This window comes from Bradyrhizobium sp. USDA 4510 (genome assembly GCF_054059095.1).
Window position 1 is genome coordinate 3,309,142 of sequence record NZ_JBSSBT010000001.1, and the last position, 17,533, is coordinate 3,326,674.

Annotated in this window: 15 protein-coding genes; 4 read left to right on the plus strand and 11 right to left on the minus strand. The window is 66.1% G+C overall.

The features are described 5' to 3' along the window. Positions 1 to 24 precede the first annotated feature (24 nt). The 6 genes from ACVMDN_RS14890 to ACVMDN_RS14915 form a co-directional block, all read right to left on the minus strand. Positions 25 to 1,176 (minus strand): acyltransferase family protein, encoded by a 1,152-nt coding sequence (locus ACVMDN_RS14890; RefSeq protein ID WP_456827506.1) that lies wholly within the window; start codon positions 1,174 to 1,176, stop codon positions 25 to 27. A gap of 70 nt (positions 1,177 to 1,246) precedes the next feature. Continuing rightward, positions 1,247 to 2,470: a chromate efflux transporter gene (gene chrA, locus ACVMDN_RS14895; RefSeq protein WP_456827507.1), complete on the minus strand. Its 1,224-nt coding sequence runs from the start codon at positions 2,468 to 2,470 to the stop codon at positions 1,247 to 1,249. A gap of 335 nt (positions 2,471 to 2,805) precedes the next feature. After that, entirely contained in the window at positions 2,806 to 3,327 is a 522-nt protein-coding gene (locus ACVMDN_RS14900; RefSeq protein ID WP_456827508.1) for an OsmC family protein, read from the minus strand. A 281-nt stretch (positions 3,328 to 3,608) separates the two neighbouring features. Beyond that, positions 3,609 to 4,103, minus strand: coding sequence for a YciE/YciF ferroxidase family protein (locus ACVMDN_RS14905; RefSeq protein WP_028344824.1), 495 nt, complete (start codon positions 4,101 to 4,103; stop codon positions 3,609 to 3,611). Between the two features lie 42 nt (positions 4,104 to 4,145). Further along, positions 4,146 to 4,349 (minus strand): hypothetical protein, encoded by a 204-nt coding sequence (locus tag ACVMDN_RS14910; RefSeq protein ID WP_253590428.1) that lies wholly within the window; start codon positions 4,347 to 4,349, stop codon positions 4,146 to 4,148. A gap of 117 nt (positions 4,350 to 4,466) precedes the next feature. Then, a complete protein-coding gene (locus ACVMDN_RS14915; protein ID WP_310884757.1) occupies positions 4,467 to 5,366 on the minus strand; it encodes a LysR family transcriptional regulator in 900 nt (299 codons plus the stop codon). Positions 5,367 to 5,467: 101 nt separating this feature from the next. On the opposite strand from ACVMDN_RS14915, the gene ACVMDN_RS14920 reads away from it, so the two are divergent. Further along, positions 5,468 to 6,457 (plus strand): zinc-dependent alcohol dehydrogenase family protein, encoded by a 990-nt coding sequence (locus tag ACVMDN_RS14920; protein WP_456835116.1) that lies wholly within the window; start codon positions 5,468 to 5,470, stop codon positions 6,455 to 6,457. A gap of 109 nt (positions 6,458 to 6,566) precedes the next feature. Here the strand turns inward: ACVMDN_RS14920 and ACVMDN_RS14925 are convergent, their stop codons facing one another. Further along, positions 6,567 to 8,039 (minus strand): protein adenylyltransferase SelO, encoded by a 1,473-nt coding sequence (locus ACVMDN_RS14925; RefSeq protein WP_456835115.1) that lies wholly within the window; start codon positions 8,037 to 8,039, stop codon positions 6,567 to 6,569. A 200-nt stretch (positions 8,040 to 8,239) separates the two neighbouring features. Here ACVMDN_RS14925 and aspS point away from each other — a divergent pair, with 200 nt between their 5' ends. Beyond that, the gene (gene aspS, locus ACVMDN_RS14930; RefSeq protein WP_456827511.1) at positions 8,240 to 10,015 is read left to right on the plus strand and encodes an aspartate--tRNA ligase; all 1,776 of its coding nucleotides are present in this window, start codon (positions 8,240 to 8,242) and stop codon (positions 10,013 to 10,015) included. Positions 10,016 to 10,192: 177 nt separating this feature from the next. Here aspS and ACVMDN_RS14935 read toward each other — a convergent pair whose 3' ends face one another. Next, positions 10,193 to 12,184 (minus strand): hypothetical protein, encoded by a 1,992-nt coding sequence (locus ACVMDN_RS14935; RefSeq protein WP_456827512.1) that lies wholly within the window; start codon positions 12,182 to 12,184, stop codon positions 10,193 to 10,195. A gap of 232 nt (positions 12,185 to 12,416) precedes the next feature. On the opposite strand from ACVMDN_RS14935, the gene ACVMDN_RS14940 reads away from it, so the two are divergent. Together ACVMDN_RS14940 and ACVMDN_RS14945 are read left to right on the plus strand one after the other, a co-directional pair. Next, positions 12,417 to 14,726, plus strand: coding sequence for an NADP-dependent malic enzyme (locus tag ACVMDN_RS14940; RefSeq protein ID WP_456827513.1), 2,310 nt, complete (start codon positions 12,417 to 12,419; stop codon positions 14,724 to 14,726). Between the two features lie 156 nt (positions 14,727 to 14,882). Next, positions 14,883 to 15,335, plus strand: a complete 453-nt coding sequence (locus ACVMDN_RS14945) for a DoxX family protein (RefSeq protein ID WP_057019907.1) — start codon at positions 14,883 to 14,885, stop codon at positions 15,333 to 15,335. A 109-nt stretch (positions 15,336 to 15,444) separates the two neighbouring features. Here the strand turns inward: ACVMDN_RS14945 and ACVMDN_RS14950 are convergent, their stop codons facing one another. Genes ACVMDN_RS14950 through ACVMDN_RS14960 form a run of 3 tightly spaced genes read right to left on the minus strand, consistent with a single transcriptional unit; the run spans position 15,445 to position 17,473 of the window. After that, complete coding sequence (locus ACVMDN_RS14950) at positions 15,445 to 15,873, minus strand: hypothetical protein (RefSeq protein WP_456835114.1); 429 nt, start codon at positions 15,871 to 15,873, stop codon at positions 15,445 to 15,447. A 17-nt stretch (positions 15,874 to 15,890) separates the two neighbouring features. Beyond that, complete coding sequence (locus ACVMDN_RS14955) at positions 15,891 to 16,448, minus strand: dihydrofolate reductase (protein WP_456827514.1); 558 nt, start codon at positions 16,446 to 16,448, stop codon at positions 15,891 to 15,893. 17 nt (positions 16,449 to 16,465) lie between these two features. After that, positions 16,466 to 17,473: a polysaccharide deacetylase family protein gene (locus tag ACVMDN_RS14960; protein WP_076832034.1), complete on the minus strand. Its 1,008-nt coding sequence runs from the start codon at positions 17,471 to 17,473 to the stop codon at positions 16,466 to 16,468. Positions 17,474 to 17,533 lie beyond the last annotated feature (60 nt).

The following is a 17,533-nucleotide window of genomic DNA, read 5'->3' on the forward strand; positions in this document are numbered from 1 at the left end:
TTCCGGCGATGTGCGCCGAACTGATCAGCGGTTGGCGATGCTGGCCTCGATTGGCGAGGCAACGTCGTCCCGATCGATCCGGGCTTCGTTCGCGCGAACGCGTGACGGCCATCCGTGCCGCGAGGCCAGCGTCGTCAGCCTGTCCCTGACGAGATAATGCGCGGGGCCTTCGAGGAAGCGCCAGACGAGCCATGCCAGCACCACCATGCCCGTCACGACCAGCGCGGTCGACAGCGCGTCCGGCGTTGGTGTGATCAAGAGCAGGATGACGTAGCCGAGCTGCAGATGCAGCAGATAGAGCGGATAGGTGATGCCGCCGACGGCCCTGACGAGGCCTGCAGGCAGGGCTACCGACTTGATGCGAGTGGCGGCGAACACGATGCCGAGCGAGACGATGCAGATCACCGTCACGACGCGGGGATCGAAGCTGCCATGGGTGTGGACGCCGAGCCGCTCCAGCTTGTGCACGGCCTGGAACGTCGCCGTGCCGATCGCCAGCGTCAGCAGGCTGTACAGCCTGGTGTCGCGCCGTCCCCGGTAATGCTCATAGATCAGGAGCCCGACGGCGAAGAAGCCGCTGTCGTCGGCCATGAACAGCTTTTCGAACAGCGGAACGTCGAGGGTCAGCTCGTTGGCGAAGGTGATTGCGATCCACGCCACGATGATCGTGTCGATGCGCCGCGGAAAGACGCCCCAGGTCAGGAACAGCGCGATCCAGACGTAGAACACGACCTCGATCACCAGCGACCAGTAGGCATCGTCCATGTAGGGCTGACCGAGCATCGGGGCCGCGATGAACAGGTTTGTCAGCCATTGCCCCCACGTCACGTGGAAGTACGCGTGGCCCAACAGCAGCGTCGCGAGGAAGGTCAGCGTCATGCAGATGACGAAGGTCGGATAGATCCGGCTGAAGCGGGCGATCGCGAAACCGACCGGCGTGCGGCCTTCGGCGGAATAGGCGATGACGAAGCCAGAGATCGCGAAGAACACGGGGACGCCGAGGAAGCCGTATTGCGCGACCGGGGCGAGGTACGGCATCGCCACCTTTTGCACGCCGTTCGATGCCACGCCCCAGAAGCCGTAATGGTACAGGATCACGGCCCCGACCGCGGCGAGCCGCAGCAGGTCCAGCACGGGAACCCGGGTCGGATCCGGTTGTTTAGAAACGCTCGGCATATATCCGCTATCGTGGCGGCGAGGCATGAAGGCGTTCTTAATCCACCCGGCGAAACGACCGCGCGATCGTTCACGATTGCAGGAGCCCCGTGGCGATGCCGGCGGCCGCGCTGAGCACGACCACCACGAGCGGCGGCGCGCGCCATGCCGTGAGCAGGACGAAGCCGGCCAGCGCGATGCCGAAATCGAGCGGACGGTGCACGCTGCTGGTCCACACCGGATTGTAGAGCGCGGCCCCCAGAAGGCCGACGACGGCGGCGTTGACGCCGCGCATCATCGCCTGCGCCGCCGGCCGTTTGCGAAAGCTATCCCAGAACGGCAGCGCCGCGAGCAGCACGAGAAGTCCCGGCAGGAAGACGCCGACGAGGCCGACGATCGCGCCCGGCAGGCCGCCGATCACGGCGCCGAGATAGGCGGCAAAGGTGAACAGCGGGCCCGGCACCGCCTGCGCGGCGCCGTAGCCGGTCAGGAACGCATCGTCGCCGATAAAGCCCGGCGTCACCACGGCTTCGCGCAGCAGCGGCAACACGACGTGGCCGCCGCCGAACACCAATGCGCCCGAGCGGTAGAAGGCCTCGAACAGGCCGAGGCCGGGCCATGTCCGCGACAGCAGCGGCAGTCCGACCAACAGCGCGACAAACAGGATCAGCGCCGCGACGCCAACGCGGCGCGATACCGGCATCGCGATATGGGTGACTCCGTTGGCCTGGTGCGCCCGGCAGAACCAAAGCCCGGCGATGGCGCCGAGAATGATCGCGCCGATCTGCGCGATCGACGACGAACTGGCGAGGATGACGAGTGCTGCGACCGTCGCGATCGAGGCGCGTTCGCGATCGGAGCAAAGCGAGCGCGCCATGCCCCAGACGGCCTGGGCGACGATCGCCACCGCAACCAGCTTGAGGCCATGCACCAGGCCGCTACCCACCGGGCCACTCAATCCGCTGGCGCCGAAGGCAAACAGCACGAGCGCGATCGCCGAGGGCAGCGTGAATCCGGTCCAGGCGGCCAGCGCCCCCAGGTACCCGGCGCGCATCAGGCCGAGCGAAAAGCCGACCTGGCTGCTCGCAGGGCCCGGCAGGAATTGGCAGAGCGCGACCAGATCCGCATAGGCCTGTTCGTCAAGCCAGCGCCTGCGGGTGACGAACTCGTCGCGGAAATAGCCGATATGGGCGATCGGGCCGCCGAAGCAGCTGACGCCGAGCTTGAAGAAGATGAGCAGCACCTCGAGCGGCGAGTGCGTCGAGCTCGCGGTGGCGGGCGCTGGGCCTGGCTGCGGGACGTCGGTGTCGTTCAAGCGTCGTCAATTCCGGCAATTTGCGTCCCAGGTCGGGACTCGTCAGCGCGAGCATATCGCCATTCGATGACGTTTGAGCGCGTTATTTCTCGCGGCTCTCACTCGTAGCGGATGTTCTTCGACGGCCGGCGCGCGGCGGGCATCGCCAGCACGACGAGACAGAGCGCGATCATCGCCAATCCCATAAATTCGAATGCAAATGCGTCCACGGGCCATTCTCCCCATCAGAAACAGTTAGACTTGTTGGGGGAGCGTTGACGCGCTGTTAAGCCTTATGGTTACCGCTGCCGGCCTCGGCGCATGGTGGAGAGTGAGTTAACGCTCACATCGCGAAGCTAGACGGCTACGCTGAGCGGTCCGGTGCGCAGCTTCAGATCCACCGGCGTCGGGTTGCGCAGGATGTCCAGCACGGGGCAATGACGGTCGACGGTTTCCTTCAGCCGGGCGATGTCGGCCGCGGAGGCCGGGCTGTCGATGGCGACCTCGGCCTCGATCTGCTGGAAACCGGCTCGCACGTCTGGATCGACGCTGAAGAAGCCGCGCAGATCGATGGCGCCCGACAGCTTGACGGACACGCCGTTGAGGGGAATGCCGAGCGCGTCGGCATAGAGCCGATAGGTGATCTCCTGGCACGAGCCGAGCGCGGCGAGAATGTACTCGACCGGGTTCGGTGCGGTGTCCTCGCCGCCCAGCGCCGGTGGCTCGTCGACGCTGACGTTGAATTGCCGCACGGCAACGCGGCTATTGACGCCGTCGCCGAGTTGCGAAGTCGCCTGGAACACGGCCTGCGCCTGCGCCGGTTCGGCGCCGAGCGCCTGTTGGGTGTCTGCGAAAACCTGCTTGAACCTGAAGCTCATCGTTCGTCTTCCCCATGGCATCAATCACGAGAGGCTGATCGAACGGCCCATGCAGGGCAATAGTCGCGAGATAAAAACGACAGCAGCTCCGCGAAGCGCGAAATTTGCAGCAGCATTTTTCCCGCGCGCGTCGATGCGTAGGATGAGTAGAGCCAACGGGGCCGCGCAAGGCGCGGCCCCGTTGATAGAACTCCGCGAAACCCATAGTGGTGCCGCTCGCGAGATGAGCTGATGGGTTTCGCTGCGCTCTACCCATCCTACGGGCCACCCATCCTGCCGTGTCACGCGGCGAGGGCGTCCTGGTTGATCTCGCCCTTGGCGAGCGCCGTCAGCAGCGTGTCGACGTGCCGCTCTTCGTCGAGACTGTCGTGCAGGAGCCGCTGGTCGTCGCGCAGATTGAGCTGACCGGCGAGGGCGGCCGCGCTGCCATAGGCGGCGATCTCGTAATGCGCGAGCTTCTGCGCCGACGCGACGAGGCCGGCATCGCGCAGATTGTCGTCGGGCAGCAGCGAGACCATCTTGGCGGTCTCGTGGATCAGCGCCTGCATGGCCTGGTCGGTGTGCTCCAGCGGATCGGCCCCGTGCATCCGCAGCAGCGACTTCAACCGCTCGCCCTGCACGATGGTCTCGCGGTGATGGCGGCTGAACGCATCCTTGAGCGACGGATGCGAGGCGATCTCCGCCATCCGCGCCAGCGCCACGGCGAGCTGCTCCTCGACGCTTGCGAGTTCCTGAAGCTCGGCGACATACATGTCCTTGAAGCTGGTGATCCTCATCGTGAAACCCTTCTTGTTTCGGCGTTCAGGTTGTTTCGGCGTTCAGGCGGTGTGGCCGCCGGAACCGGAATCGACCGGCGTCTTCTTGGCGCGTTGTGGCGTCATCTTCGCCGGGTCCGGTTGCCCGGGCACGCCGCGCGGCCCGAGTTGCTGTCGCTGCAGATCGTCCTCGGAGAAGGGCGGCTCGACGCCGTTCGGGTTGCTGCGCTCGATCGCGGTTTTCAGGTCGTCATCGCGCTGGTTCATGCTGGCGCTCCATCATCACGGCGGCACGGAACCTGGATCGGACGAGGCGGCACGTTCCGCGCTGCACGGCCAACGATGCGCGCGCGAAATCGTTGCAAACAAATCGGGGGCGCGGCGCTACGCCACGAGCTTCGGCAGCGCGGCCGCGAGCGCATCCACCGCAAAGCGGATCTTGAGTGGCAGTCGCGGCGTCGGCAGCCACAGCGCGTGGCAATCGTAGGGAAATTCCCCGCTGTCGCCGAGAACGCGGACCAGCGCGCCGGTGTCGAGGCGTTCGCGCACCAGCCAGGAGGGCAGCCACGCCAGCCCCATGCCGCGCGCTGCGGCATCCGCGATGGCTTCGAGGTCGTCGAGCCTGAGCCGCCCGGCCGGCCAGACCTCGTGCGGCGCAAGACCGGCGCGCGGGAACAGCCAGGGGCGAACGCGGCCCGAGCGGCGGTAGACGATCGCCTGGTGCCGGCCGAGCTCGTCGAGCGTGCGCGGCCTGCCATGGGCCTTCAGATAGGCGCGCGAGCCGCACACCACCATGCGCTGGCGCGCGATGCGCCGCGCGATCACGCCGGATTGCTCGTTGAGCTCGCCGGTCCTGATCGCAAGGTCGTGACCGCCCTCCATCAGATCGGCGATCGGATCGCCGAACGAAAGATCGAGCTCGAGCGCGGGATATTTCTGCGCGAGCTTCAGCAGCGTGGGGACGATGCAGTAGCGGCCGAGCAGCGCCGGCATCGTCACCCGCAGCCGCCCGCGCGGCTGCGACGATTGATCGGAGGCGAGCGCGTCGGCCGCCTCGGCCTCGCCGAGCACGATGCGGCAGCGCTCGTAATAGGCTTGCCCTGAATCGGTCAGGCTCTGCCGCCGCGTGGTGCGATGGAGCAGGCGGACGCCGAGCCGTTGTTCGAGGAAGCGCACATGCTTGCCGACCATCGGGGCCGACATCTCGAGCGCATCGGCGGCGGCCGCGAACGAGCCGAGATCGACCGCCCTGACGAAGACGGCCATGCTGGTGAGGCGATCCAATTCAAAACTCCTGGTTTCGATTGTCGGAGCTACCGGGTGATTTATCCGGCGATCGCCGCCGGGCATAGCGGCATTCCATTCAATTGTTTTGGAGTTCGCCCATGGCCCGCGGCGTCCGCTTTCACCAGCATGGTGGTCCCGAGGTGCTGCGTATCGAGGAGATCGCGGTTGCGCCGCCGGCGCCCCGCGAGGTTCAGATCCGAGTCAAGGCGCTCGGGCTCAACCGCGCCGAGGCCTCGCTGCGCCGGGGCAGCTATATCGAGACCGCGACGCTGCCGTCCGGCCTCGGGCTGGAAGCCGCCGGGATTGTCGCGGCGATCGGCGAAGGCGTCGAAGAATTTGCGCCGGGCGATGCCGTGAGCATCGTGCCGCCGGTCTCGATGGTGCGCTGGCCGGCCCATGCCGAGCTCGCGACCTTTCCGGCGGAGCTTGTCGTCAAGCATCCGCCCGCGCTCGGTTTTGAAACGGCCGCTGCGGTGTGGATGCAGTATCTCACCGCGTTCGGTGCGCTGGTCGATCTTGCAAGGCTCGGGCGAGGCGAGTTCGTCGTCATCACAGCGGCGTCGAGCAGCGTCGGGCTCGCGGCGATCCAGATCGCCAACCGGATCGGCGCGGTCCCGATAGCGGTGACGCGGACATCGGCCAAGGCGCAGGCGCTGCGCGAGGCCGGCGCGGCGCACGTGATCGCGTCGGCGGAGCAGGATCTGCAATCAAGGCTGGAGCAGATCGCGGGACCGAACGGCGTGCGCGTGGTGCTCGATGCCGTCGGTGGCCCCGCCTTCGTGCCGCTGACGGCGGCGATGGCACCCGGCGGCATCCTGATCGAATATGGTGGACTCAGTCCTGAGCCGACGCCGTTTCCGCTCGCCAACGTGCTCGGCAAGAGCCTGACCCTGCGCGGCTACCTCGTGCACGAGATCGTGCGCGATCCCGCGCGGCTTACCGCGGCGAAGGCGTTCATCCTCGACGGGCTTGCCGATGGCACCTTGAGGCCGATCATCGCCAGGACGTTTGCGTTCGAGGAGATCGTCGAGGCGCACCGGTACCTGGAGTCGAACACGCAGTTCGGCAAGATCGTGGTGACGGTGTGAGGGTCGCACCAACGTCATTGCAAGCGAAGCGAAGCAATCCATCGGCTCGCATGCACGGAGGTATGGATTGCTTCGTCGCTGCGCTCCTCGCAATGACGGCGGAAAGACCTCACGTCCCGCAGAACGTCTGCGTCACGCGCTGCTCGGGGAGCGGCGGATCGGCGTAGGCCGCGAACTGCGGCTGGTCCTCATAGGGTTTTGCCAGCACCGTCAGCAATTCCTCGAACGGCGCGTAGTCATCCGAGTTCACCGCAGCCGCAATCACCGCCTCGATCCGGTGGTTGCGCGGGATGAAGGCCGGATTGACCGCCTGCATCGCGGCCTTGCGCTCGGCCGGCGCTTGCGGCTCCAGCGCGAGGCGGGTGCGCCAGCGGGCGGCCCATTCGTCGAACGCCGCGGGATCGGTGAACTGCGCGCGGACGTCCGCGGCGTCATCGCTTGCGGCCTCGCCGAGATGGCGGAAGGTCAGCGTGAAGTCGGCCGCGTTCTTGGCCATCGCGTCGAGCAGGTCCTGGATCAGCGCCTCGTCACCGTCGCGCGCGGTGAACAGGCCGACCTTGGCGCGCAGCCCGGCGTTGTAGGCCGCGGTGAACTTTTCGGGGAATTCGCCGAGGATCACTTGCGCCTGCTCGATGGCCTTCTCCTGCTCGTCTGCGAACAGCGGCAGCAGGCATTCGGCGAGCCGGGTCAGATTCCACAACGCGATGCGCGGCTGGTTGGCATAGGCGTAGCGGCCCATCTCGTCGATCGATGAGAACACCTGCGCCGGGTTGTAGGCATCAAGGAAGGCACAGGGACCGTAATCGATGGTTTCGCCCGAGATCGAGGTGTTGTCGGTGTTCATCACGCCGTGGATGAAGCCGACCAGGAGCCAGCGCGCGACCAGCGCGGCCTGCCGCGCCACGACGCCGGCGAGCAGCGCGTGATAGGGCTGGGCGGCGTCCGTCAGCTCGGGATAGTGCCTGGCGATGACATGGTCGGCGAGCGCGCGCACGCCGTCGGTGTCGCCGCGGGCGGCGAAGAACTGGAAGGTGCCGACGCGGATGTGGCTCGCGGCGACGCGGGTCAGCACCGCACCGGGCAGCGCGGTCTCGCGCATCACGGGCTCGCCGGTGACGACGGCGGCGAGCGAGCGGGTGGTCGGGATGCCCAAAGCGAACATCGCCTCGCTGACGATGTATTCGCGCAAGACCGGACCGAGCGCAGCTCGGCCGTCGCCGCGGCGGGAGAACGGGGTCGGGCCGGATCCCTTGAGCTGGATGTCGCGGCGGACGCCGTCCTTGTCGATGACCTCGCCGAGCAGGATGGCGCGGCCGTCGCCGAGCTGCGGAACAAAGTGCCCGAATTGATGGCCGGCATAGGCCATGGCGATCGGGTCGGCGCCGTCAGGCAGCCGCTTTCCGGCAAGGATCTCGGCGCCCTCCGGCGCCGACAGCAGGTCCGGGTCCAGCCCGAGCTGGACCGCGAGCGGCCGGTTCAGCTTGATCAGCCGGGGGGCGGCCACCGGGGTCGGCGCGACGCGGGCGAAAAAGTTCGCCGGCAGCGCCGAATAGGTGTTCTGGAACGGGAAATGAATGGTCATATCCCGAAGATAGGCCTGCGGGCCGAATAGGCAAACGATTGGCGCCCATCTGGCGCCGGATCGCAGCAAAATCTGCAGTTTCGGGCCAAAAGCGGGCGTTCCCTTGGTTGCCGCCCCGAGCGGGCTCGGGTAAACCCAGCGCCTTCGGATAGGAAGTTTCCTATCGCGATTCTCCTCCGACATCAGTTTTTGGAACGACTATGCATCGCTACCGGTCACACACATGCGGCGCGCTCCGAGAGGGCGATATCGACCAGACGGTCCGGCTTTCGGGTTGGGTTCACCGGGTCCGCGACCATGGCGGCGTGCTGTTCGTCGATCTGCGCGACCATTACGGCATCACCCAATGCGTGGCAGATCCGGACTCGCCGGCATTCGTCGAGGTCGAGAAGTTCCGCTCCGAATGGGTGGTGCGGATCGACGGCAAGGTGCGCCGCCGTCCCGCCGGCACCGACAATCCGGAGCTGCCGACCGGCATGGTCGAGATCTACATCAAGGAGATCGAGGTGCTGGGCCCGGCGGCCGAGCTGCCGCTGCCGGTGTTCGGCGAGCAGGAATATCCCGAAGATATCAGGCTGAAATATCGCTTCCTCGACCTGCGTCGCGAGAAGCTGCACCAGAACATCATGACCCGCGGCGCGGTGGTCGATTCCATGCGCAAGCGGATGAAGGAGCAGGGCTTCTTCGAATTCCAGACCCCGATCCTGACGGCATCCTCGCCGGAAGGCGCGCGCGACTTCCTGGTGCCGTCGCGCATCCATCCCGGCAAGTTCTACGCGCTGCCGCAGGCGCCGCAGCAGTACAAGCAGCTGTTGATGATGTCGGGCTTCGACCGCTACTTCCAGATCGCGCCGTGCTTCCGCGACGAGGACCCGCGCGCCGACCGTCTGCCGGGCGAGTTCTATCAGCTCGACGTCGAGATGAGCTTCGTCACCCAGGACGACGTGTTCGCGGCGATGGAGCCTGTCATCACCGGCGTGTTCGAGGACTTTGCCAAGGGCAAGCCGGTCACGAGGAACTGGCCGCGGATTCCGTTTGCGGAGGCCGTGCGCAAATACGGCTCCGACAAGCCCGATTTGCGCAACAAGATCGTGATGCAGGAAGTCTCCGAGCACTTCCGCGGCTCCGGCTTCAAGGTGTTCGCGCGCATGCTCGAAGACCCGAAGAACCAGGTCTGGGCGATCCCGGGCACCGGCGGCGGCAGCCGCGCGTTCTGCGACCGCATGAACTCGTGGGCGCAGGGCGAAGGCCAGCCGGGTCTCGGCTACATCATGTGGCGCGAGGGCGGCGAGGGCGCAGGCCCCTTGGCGAACAACATCGGCCCCGAGCGCACCGCTGCGATCCGCGATCAACTCGGCCTCAAGGAGGGCGATGCTGCGTTCTTCGTCGCCGGCGATCCCGAGAAATTCTGGAAGTTTGCGGGTCTCGCGCGCACCAAGCTCGGCGAGGAATTGAACCTGATCGACAAGGACCGGTTCGAGCTCGCCTGGATCGTCGACTTCCCGATGTACGAGTATGACGAGGAGAACAAGAAGGTCGACTTCTCGCACAACCCGTTCTCGATGCCGCAGGGTGGCCTCGACGCGCTGACGACGCAGGACCCGCTGACCATTAAGGCGTTCCAGTACGACATCGCCTGCAACGGCTACGAGATCGCCTCCGGCGGCATCCGCAACCACAAGCCGGAAGCGATGGTGAAGGCGTTCGAGATCGCAGGCTATGGCGAGCAGGAGGTCATCGACCGCTTCGGCGGCATGTACCGTGCGTTCCAGTACGGCGCCCCGCCGCATGGCGGCATGGCGGCCGGCCTCGACCGTATCGTGATGCTGCTCTGCGGCACCAACAATCTGCGCGAGATCTCGCTGTTCCCGATGAACCAGCAGGCCATGGACCTGCTGATGGGCGCGCCGTCGGAAGCAACGCCGAAGCAGCTTAAGGAGCTGCACATCCGCACCAACCTGCCGGCGAAGGGTTAGGCGGGCCTTCACCTCGCCCCGCCTGCGGGGAGAGGTCGGATTGCATCGTTAGATGCAATCCGGGTGAGGGGGAGCCTCCGCGAGTCCGTTCGACAGCAATTTTGCAGAAGCAGCCCCTCACCCTGACCCTCTCCCCGTAAGAACGGGGAGAGGGAAAAGCAGGTAAGGGCCCAGCAATCACAACCCCGTCGAGGCCTCGATCCGGAACTGCGCCAGCGCCGATTGCGGATCGGTCTTGAGGAGCTGCATCAGCTGAAGCGCCGGCGCCTTCGCGCGCGGAGTGAGCTTGATGACCAGCGTCTGTCCCGGCGTCTCGATGAACTGGCCGATCGCGGTGACGAGCGCGGTGGCGTCGGGATTACCCCCGCCGATCTCGCCGCCCTGCGCCTTGATGGCGTCGAGGATGACCTTGCGCGCCTCGTCGCGGCTGACGTTCCGGGTGCGCGCAAATTGAGCGACGGCGAGATCGATGACGCCGAGGTCGTGGACCGCGAGCTCGATCGTGCCGGTTTCGATCTGCGCGGCCGCGCCCATTGCTTCCGCGGCGCTGGTCGAGAATGCCTCACGCGGCACGTTGCCGAGCGTGACCTTCGCCGACGCGCTCAGCAGGCCCGCGATGTCGAGCTTGACCGGCTCGAGCGCGAACGCGCGTGAGGTCTCGGTCCAGACGGCGCCGAGATCGGCGTCGACGGCCATCCGGTCGATCCCGGCAGCGACGAGCGGTTGCTGCCGCGGATCGGCCGCATCGAGCGGCGCCGCCAGCTTCGCGGTCAGCCGCAGCTTGCTCGGGATCGATCCGACGAACTGACCCCAGTCGAGGCTGAGGACGTCGATGTTGACCGGCTTGCCGGTGGCCTTGTAGGGCGACGCGACGCCCTTGACCTCGACGCCTTCGATCAGCGGGAATAGCGCCAGCGCCTGTTCGGCCGACGGCTTCTGCGCGGCGAACTGCGCCGAGAGCCGCATGAAGTTGGCGACGTCGAGCGACTTCAGCGCAAAGCGTCCGACCTTGATGGGACCGTTCGGCGCACGGGTATCGAGTCCCTCGACCGCAAGCTCGCCGATCTTGCCGTGTTCGAAGTTGAACCGCATCGAGGCGAGCTTGAGCGGGCCCTGCGGCGTCTCGACCGAGAGCCCATGCATCTCGGCATCTGCGATTCCGATGCCCGAATAGAGGCCGGCGACCTTGTCCAGCAGTTCGCGTGCCTGGGCGGCAGACGGCGGCGGACTCCCTTGCGGCGGGATCATTGCCAGCAGCGCCGGCAGTTGCATCCGTGACGGATTGATCCTGGTGTCGTCGACGGTCACTCCCTCGATCCGCATGTTCACACCGGGCCCGGCGGTAATGACATAAGGACCGGCCGAAACGTGTCCCTGGATCCGATACTCCCTGTCATCGTTGGCCTTGCCTGGATCGAATATCGCAGCCATCGCGCCGACGTCGATATCGGTCGCGGCGATGTTGGCGAGCTCGCCGGTCATTTTGATCGGCTTGCCGGCCGCCTGCTGGTTGATCGTGAACACAACCTTGTCGGTTTTGCTGGACGCGATTTTTCCGTCCTTCATGTTTTCGATGGCGATGCCCGAATAGGCGAATTCGCCGCCGGCGCCGTCGCCGGCTTTTGCGGCGGCGCTGAAGGTCATCGTTCCGGTCAGGCTAGGCGCAGCGACCGATGATGCGTTGATGCTCGCGAGCAGTCCGAACGCGGACCGGTACAGCTCGAAGATCGACGACGACGCCGGAAGCTGGGGCAGGCTGGCGGGGCCGGAATAATCCTTCACCGTGATCCGCGGCGCCTTGTAGGTCAGTGAGGCGATCGTCGGGGTCGGTCCCGACATGCCGATCTCGACATCGCTGAACTCGACATTGCCGGCGGAGACCCGTGCCGCGTCGGTTTGACCGAGGCCGGTCATCGTGAGACTGGCAATCTTGACGCTGACCGGGGATTGCGTCCCCGACTCGGTGGCGACGTCCGCGATCGTCAGGGTGCGGCTCTTGACGTCGAACGTGATCTTGCCGTGGCTCGCCTTGGCGCCAGTGGCACGGACCTGCTCGAAGGCGGCCTCGACGTCGCGCGTGACCCGGCGCTGGGCGTAGAAGTCGAAACCGAAGAAGCCGGCGGCCGCGATCACAACCACGGCGATCAGGCCGAGCAGAATTTTCTTCATTCGGTCAACTCCGGATCATCAAGGGAAAAAAATTGCCAATCCCGGCCGAATGGCGCGGGGAGGGGCAGGCGTCGATGAACGGCCGGCCCGGACCTATTGACGGGGATATTATCGGATGTTGCATCCAAGTGGTTGGACATGCTTCACATCCGGCTCGATTTGCCGGACAACTGACTTTTGCCTGGATTAGCACAGAAACAAGAAATTTGGGCCGGAAACGCGGGGAGCACGCATGTCGTCATCGTCTGAAGAACTCCACAACGCGGCGCTCGCCTATCACCGGCTGCCGCGGCCGGGCAAGCTCGAGATCCAGGCGATCAAGCCGCTTGCCAACCAGCGTGACCTGGCGCTGGCCTATTCGCCGGGCGTGGCCGCCGCCTGCACCGAGATCGCCAAGAACCCGGCCGAGGCGGCGACGCTGACCGCGCGCGCCAATCTGGTCGCCGTGGTCTCGAACGGCACCGCGGTGCTCGGTCTCGGCAATATCGGTCCGCTGGCCTCGAAGCCCGTCATGGAAGGCAAGGCGGTGCTGTTCAAGAAATTCGCCGGCATCGACGTGTTCGACATCGAGATCAAGGCCGACACGATCGAGCGCGTAGTCGAGACCGTTGCCGCGCTGGAGCCGACCTTCGGCGGCATCAATCTCGAGGACATCCGCGGACCTGAGTGCTTCGAGATCGAGGCGCAGCTCAAGGAGCGCATGAAGATCCCGGTCTTCCACGACGACCAGCACGGCACCGCCATCATCGTCGCCGCGGCGATCGTCAACGGGCTGTTGTTGAACGGCAAGCAACTGTCTGACGTGAAGATCGTCTGCTCGGGCGCCGGCGCCGCCGCGATCGCAACCCTCAATCTGCTGGTCTCGATGGGGGCGCAGCGCAAGAACATCTGGGTCTGCGACATCGACGGTGTGGTCTATGAGGGCCGCAACACCACGATGGATCGCTGGAAGGCGGTCTATACCCAGAAGACCGACGCACGCGTGCTCGCCGACGTCATTCCCGGCGCGGACATCTTCATCGGACTGTCTGCACCGGGTGTGCTGAAGCCCGAAATGGTCAAGCAGATGGGCGACAAGCCGCTGGTGATGGCGCTGGCCAATCCAGTGCCGGAGATCATGCCGGATGAGGCGCGTCTGGCGCGTCCCGACGCGATGATCTGCACCGGGCGGTCGGACTTTCCGAACCAGGTCAACAACGTGCTCTGCTTCCCCTTCATCTTCCGCGGCGCGCTCGACGTCGGCGCCACCGCGATCAACGAGGCGATGAAGCATGCCGCGGTGGACGCGATCGCGCAGCTCGCGCGCGATCCGCCGTCGGATGCGGTGGCCCATGGTTTCGAGAGCGGCGAGACCCAGGGGTTCGGCCCCGGTTCGCTGATCCCGAGCCCGTTCGATCCGCGCCTGATCCTGCGCATCGCGCCGGCGGTGGCCAGGGCCGCGATCGAGTCCGGCGTCGCGACCCGGCCGATCACCAATTTCGACGAATACGCCGCCAATCTCGGACGCTTCGCCTTCCGCTCCGGCCTCACCATGAAGCCGGTGTTCGCCAAGGCGAAGACCCAGCCGGTGCGCGTGATCTACGCCGAAGGCGAGGACGAGCGTGTGCTGCGCGCGACGCAGGTGGTGCTCGAGGAAAAGCTGGCGCGGCCGATCCTGGTCGGCCGGCCGTCGGTGGTCGAGACCAGGATCAAGCGCTTCGGCCTGTCGATCAAGGCCGGCCGCGATTTCGACCTGATCAATCCCGAGGACGATCCGCGCTACCGTTCCTATGTGCAGTCCTATATCGACGTCGCCGGCCGGCGCGGCGTGACACCGGAGGCCGCGCGGACCGTGGTCCGCACCAACAATACCGTGATCGCGGCGCTTGCCGTGTCGCGTGGCGAGGCCGACGCGATGCTGTGCGGCGTCGAGGGCCGCTACATGAGCCATCTGCGCCATGTCCGCGAGATCATCGGCTTCCTGCCGGGGGTCAGCGACTATGCCGCGCTGGCGCTGATGATCACCTCCACCGGCGCCCATTTCCTCGCCGATACCCAGGTGCGGCCGAACCCGAGCGCGGAGGAACTCGCTGAAGTGGCATCGCTCGCGGCGATCCACGTCCAGCGCTTCGCCTTCAAGCCGAGGGTCGCCTTCGTGTCACATTCCGACTTCGGCAGCTATGACACGGATTCCTCGCGCAAGATGCGGCGGGCGACCCAGCTCTTGAAGGACAAGCATCCGGAGATCGAGGCCGACGGCGAGATGCAGGGCGACACCGCGCTGTCGGCGGCGGCGCGGCGCCTGGTGCTGCCGCAGTCGCGGCTGGAAGGCGAGGCCAACATCCTGATCATGCCGAACCTCGATGCCGCCAACATCGCCTACCAGATGATCAAATCGCTCGCCAACGCGTTGCCGGTGGGGCCGATCCTGATCGGTCCGGCGCGCCCGGCGCACATCCTCACCCCCGGCGTGACGGCGCGCGGCATCCTCAACATGACGGCGGTTGCCGCCGTCGAAGCCCAGGAGCGCGCCGGCCGCGCGCAGCCGACGCTGTTCGGCTGACGGCCGTTGTTTGAGCACGTTATGTTCGGAAAACCGCAGCGCGGTTTTCCGCATCGTGTTTGAACCGAGATGGATTCGATTTGATCGAGGCAGGCGGAGCGACCATAATCGCTTCGCCTGCTTCGTCCGATTTCCGCCATCCAGTGAGGCCGACCCATGCCAGCGTTCATCACCTTCGGGCGGATCCTGTTCGCCGTGCTGTTCCTCTATTCGGGAGCGAGCAAGCTGTTCGGCATCCAGGCGACGGCGGATCTGCTGGCGGCCAAGGTGACGATCCCGGCCGTGGTCGCGCCCTATACGCAGCAGATCGAAACCGCCGTCGGCATGCCCTTCATGCAGCTGCTGGCGGTCACGATCGGCGGCTTCGAGATCGTCGCGGGGCTGATGATCGCGGTGAACGTGCTGGCGCGGTTCTTCGCGATTCTCCTGATCATCTTCGTGTGCTTCGCCACCTTCTACTTCCATGACTTCTGGAATCAGCCGGCGCCCGACAACCTCAGGACGCTGATCGATGCGCTGAAGAACCTGTCGCTGATCGGCGCGCTGTTCATCATCGCCGGCTACGGCCGCGGCCCGCGCCGCGACGACCCGGCCTATGGGGACGTGTAGGACGATACGCAGCTGTGGAGGGCGGGTTAGCCGAAGGCGTAACCCGCCGACCTGCGCATTCGGCAAGAGGGGTGGCGGGTTACGCTGGCGCTAACCCCCTCTGCGACGTTCAGAAAGATGGTCCCCACATAGGTACGCTTTCAAACCTCTCGAGGCGGACCGTTTTCCTGCCAGCCGACGACGCATCCGTGCCAAGTCGCATGATGTCTCGGTCTTTGGTATCGACGCGCAGCTCGAGTTTGCCTGGGCAGTCTTTGGCCTGTTCGATCTCCAGGGCGAACGGAATTGGAAGTGTCTTGCTCATGTTGGGAACCACGAAGGACTGGAAGAGCTTCTCCGAGCCCGTCGGGCTCTCCGGCGTCATTTCGACGAGATAGAAGTACAGGAATTCCCCGACAGAGGCCTTGCGGTCGCCGGGCGCTTGCACGAGTTCGCCGCGCAGGGTGGTTTTGCAGGCGCCGACTGCGCTGGTTGCGACCAGCGACGCCATCGCCACAAGAGCTACGGCCTTCGCCACGGAGGTCATGCCGTTGTTCATCGCAAGCTGCTCGGGATCTATGCGCTTCGCCGCCACGGCGTCACGCTGACATCCTGCGCGGCATCGATCAGCTGCGGCGCGCCGGCGTGCAGGCCGTGCGCTGATAGCACCTGTTGCGGGGTGTGGGCAGGGACGCCCGGAAAGCACGGCTCGCCGTCGGGGATGCGCACCTTCGGGGCGACCGAGAGCCAGAACGTGTCGTAGCGGTCCATGAACATGTCGAACACGCCGGGGCCGCCGATGATCGCGACCATGCCCGAGGTCACGCCGGCCTCGCGGCTCGCCGTCTCGAACGGACAGCCGGCGGGATTCCACAACAGCGCCTTCGGATTGTCGGGGTCGGGCGCGGTGGCCGCGACCTTGCTGGTCAGGATCAGCCGCCGCCGCTTCGGCGCGTTTGGCTGCTCTTCCTGGGAGTGACGGCCATGCACGACGAGGTCGGCGCGGTCGAGGGCCGCGGTGAAGAACCGCTTGTCGCCCTCGATCTTGAGGTCGTCGGGCATCACATTCCGCGCATTCGCCAGCCGGCCATCGGCGGAGACGATGACGAAGCCTTCGATACGCAGCGCCGGCACCAGGATTGTCGCCGGCGTTATTGCTGATCGACGGTGGTGACGACGCTGTTCACCGGGCGCGAGCTTACGGTCGGCAGCTTGACGTCCTTGGCGAGCTCCTGCTCGTATTGCGGCAGCACCGTTACCGGAAACTTGGCGCGCATCGCGACCACCTTGTAGCCGCCGGCCTTGAGCTGCGTCAGCAGCGTGGGCAGCGCTTCCGCGGTGTGCTTCTGGAAGTCGTGCATCAGGATGATGCCCTTGCCGAGCTTGTTCAGCTTCTTCATCACGGTGTCGATCACCTGCTGCGGCTTGCTCGCCTTGAAGTCGAAGGAGTCGAGGTCGCAGGAGAAGATCGCGATGTTGCGGTTGCCGAGATAGGTCACCATCTCCGGCGGATGCTGCAGCGCCGGGAAGCGGAAGAACGGCGAGGGTGAGGTCTCGAGCGCCCACTTGACCGCAGCGTAGCCGCGCTCGATCTCGTCCTTCTTCTGATCCTCGGTCAGCTTCTTGTTGTTCAGATTGGCGTGCGACCAGGTGTGGGCGCCGACCGTGTGGCCGGCGGCATAGACCTGCCGCAGGATTTCGGGGTGATAGGTCGCGTGCTTGCCGATCGGGAAGAAGATGCCCGTGGTGCATTCATCCGCGAGCGCCTTCAGCACCGCCGGCGTGTTGCCCGGCCACGGGCCGTCGTCGAAGGTCAGCACCACCTCATGGTCGCGCAGGAAGTCGAGCTGCTTGAAATGCTCGAAGCCGAAGCCCGGACCGCCGGTGGTGTCGATCTCGACCGTGCGGCCGACGCCGAGCGCGTTCGGATTGTTGCAGGCGGCGCGCGCCGGCTGTGGCGGTTGCTTCGGCGGAACCGGGGCTGCGGTTGCAGTGGCCGCTGCCGGGGCTGCGGCGGCGGGCGCGGGAGCCGCGGCCGCTGGTGCTGGTGCTGTCGGTGCCGCAGTAGCGCCCTTGGGGGGCGACGTCTGCGACCAAGCTGCGCTCGACGCGAGCAACGATACGGTCCCCGCAAAAATCAGACCTGTCGCAATGCGCATGGCGTGTTCCCTGCTGCTCGCGCTCCCGACGCCGGCATTGCCGCGACCGGGTCGCTTCGC

What these genes read in the sequence shown, in the direction of transcription:
- ACVMDN_RS14890 (WP_456827506.1), bottom strand. Translation starts at nt 1,176, where the DNA reads ATGCCGAGCGTTTCTAAACAACCGGATCCGACCCGGGTTCCCGTGCTG.
- ACVMDN_RS14900 (WP_456827508.1), bottom strand. Translation starts at nt 3,327, where the DNA reads ATGAGCTTCAGGTTCAAGCAGGTTTTCGCAGACACCCAACAGGCGCTC.
- ACVMDN_RS14905 (WP_028344824.1), bottom strand. Translation starts at nt 4,103, where the DNA reads ATGAGGATCACCAGCTTCAAGGACATGTATGTCGCCGAGCTTCAGGAA.
- ACVMDN_RS14910 (WP_253590428.1), bottom strand. Translation starts at nt 4,349, where the DNA reads ATGAACCAGCGCGATGACGACCTGAAAACCGCGATCGAGCGCAGCAAC.
- ACVMDN_RS14920 (WP_456835116.1), top strand. Translation starts at nt 5,468, where the DNA reads ATGGCCCGCGGCGTCCGCTTTCACCAGCATGGTGGTCCCGAGGTGCTG.
- ACVMDN_RS14925 (WP_456835115.1), bottom strand. Translation starts at nt 8,039, where the DNA reads ATGACCATTCATTTCCCGTTCCAGAACACCTATTCGGCGCTGCCGGCG.
- aspS (WP_456827511.1), top strand. Translation starts at nt 8,240, where the DNA reads ATGCATCGCTACCGGTCACACACATGCGGCGCGCTCCGAGAGGGCGAT.
- ACVMDN_RS14935 (WP_456827512.1), bottom strand. Translation starts at nt 12,184, where the DNA reads ATGAAGAAAATTCTGCTCGGCCTGATCGCCGTGGTTGTGATCGCGGCC.
- ACVMDN_RS14940 (WP_456827513.1), top strand. Translation starts at nt 12,417, where the DNA reads ATGTCGTCATCGTCTGAAGAACTCCACAACGCGGCGCTCGCCTATCAC.
- ACVMDN_RS14945 (WP_057019907.1), top strand. Translation starts at nt 14,883, where the DNA reads ATGCCAGCGTTCATCACCTTCGGGCGGATCCTGTTCGCCGTGCTGTTC.
- ACVMDN_RS14950 (WP_456835114.1), bottom strand. Translation starts at nt 15,873, where the DNA reads ATGAACAACGGCATGACCTCCGTGGCGAAGGCCGTAGCTCTTGTGGCG.
- ACVMDN_RS14960 (WP_076832034.1), bottom strand. Translation starts at nt 17,473, where the DNA reads ATGCGCATTGCGACAGGTCTGATTTTTGCGGGGACCGTATCGTTGCTC.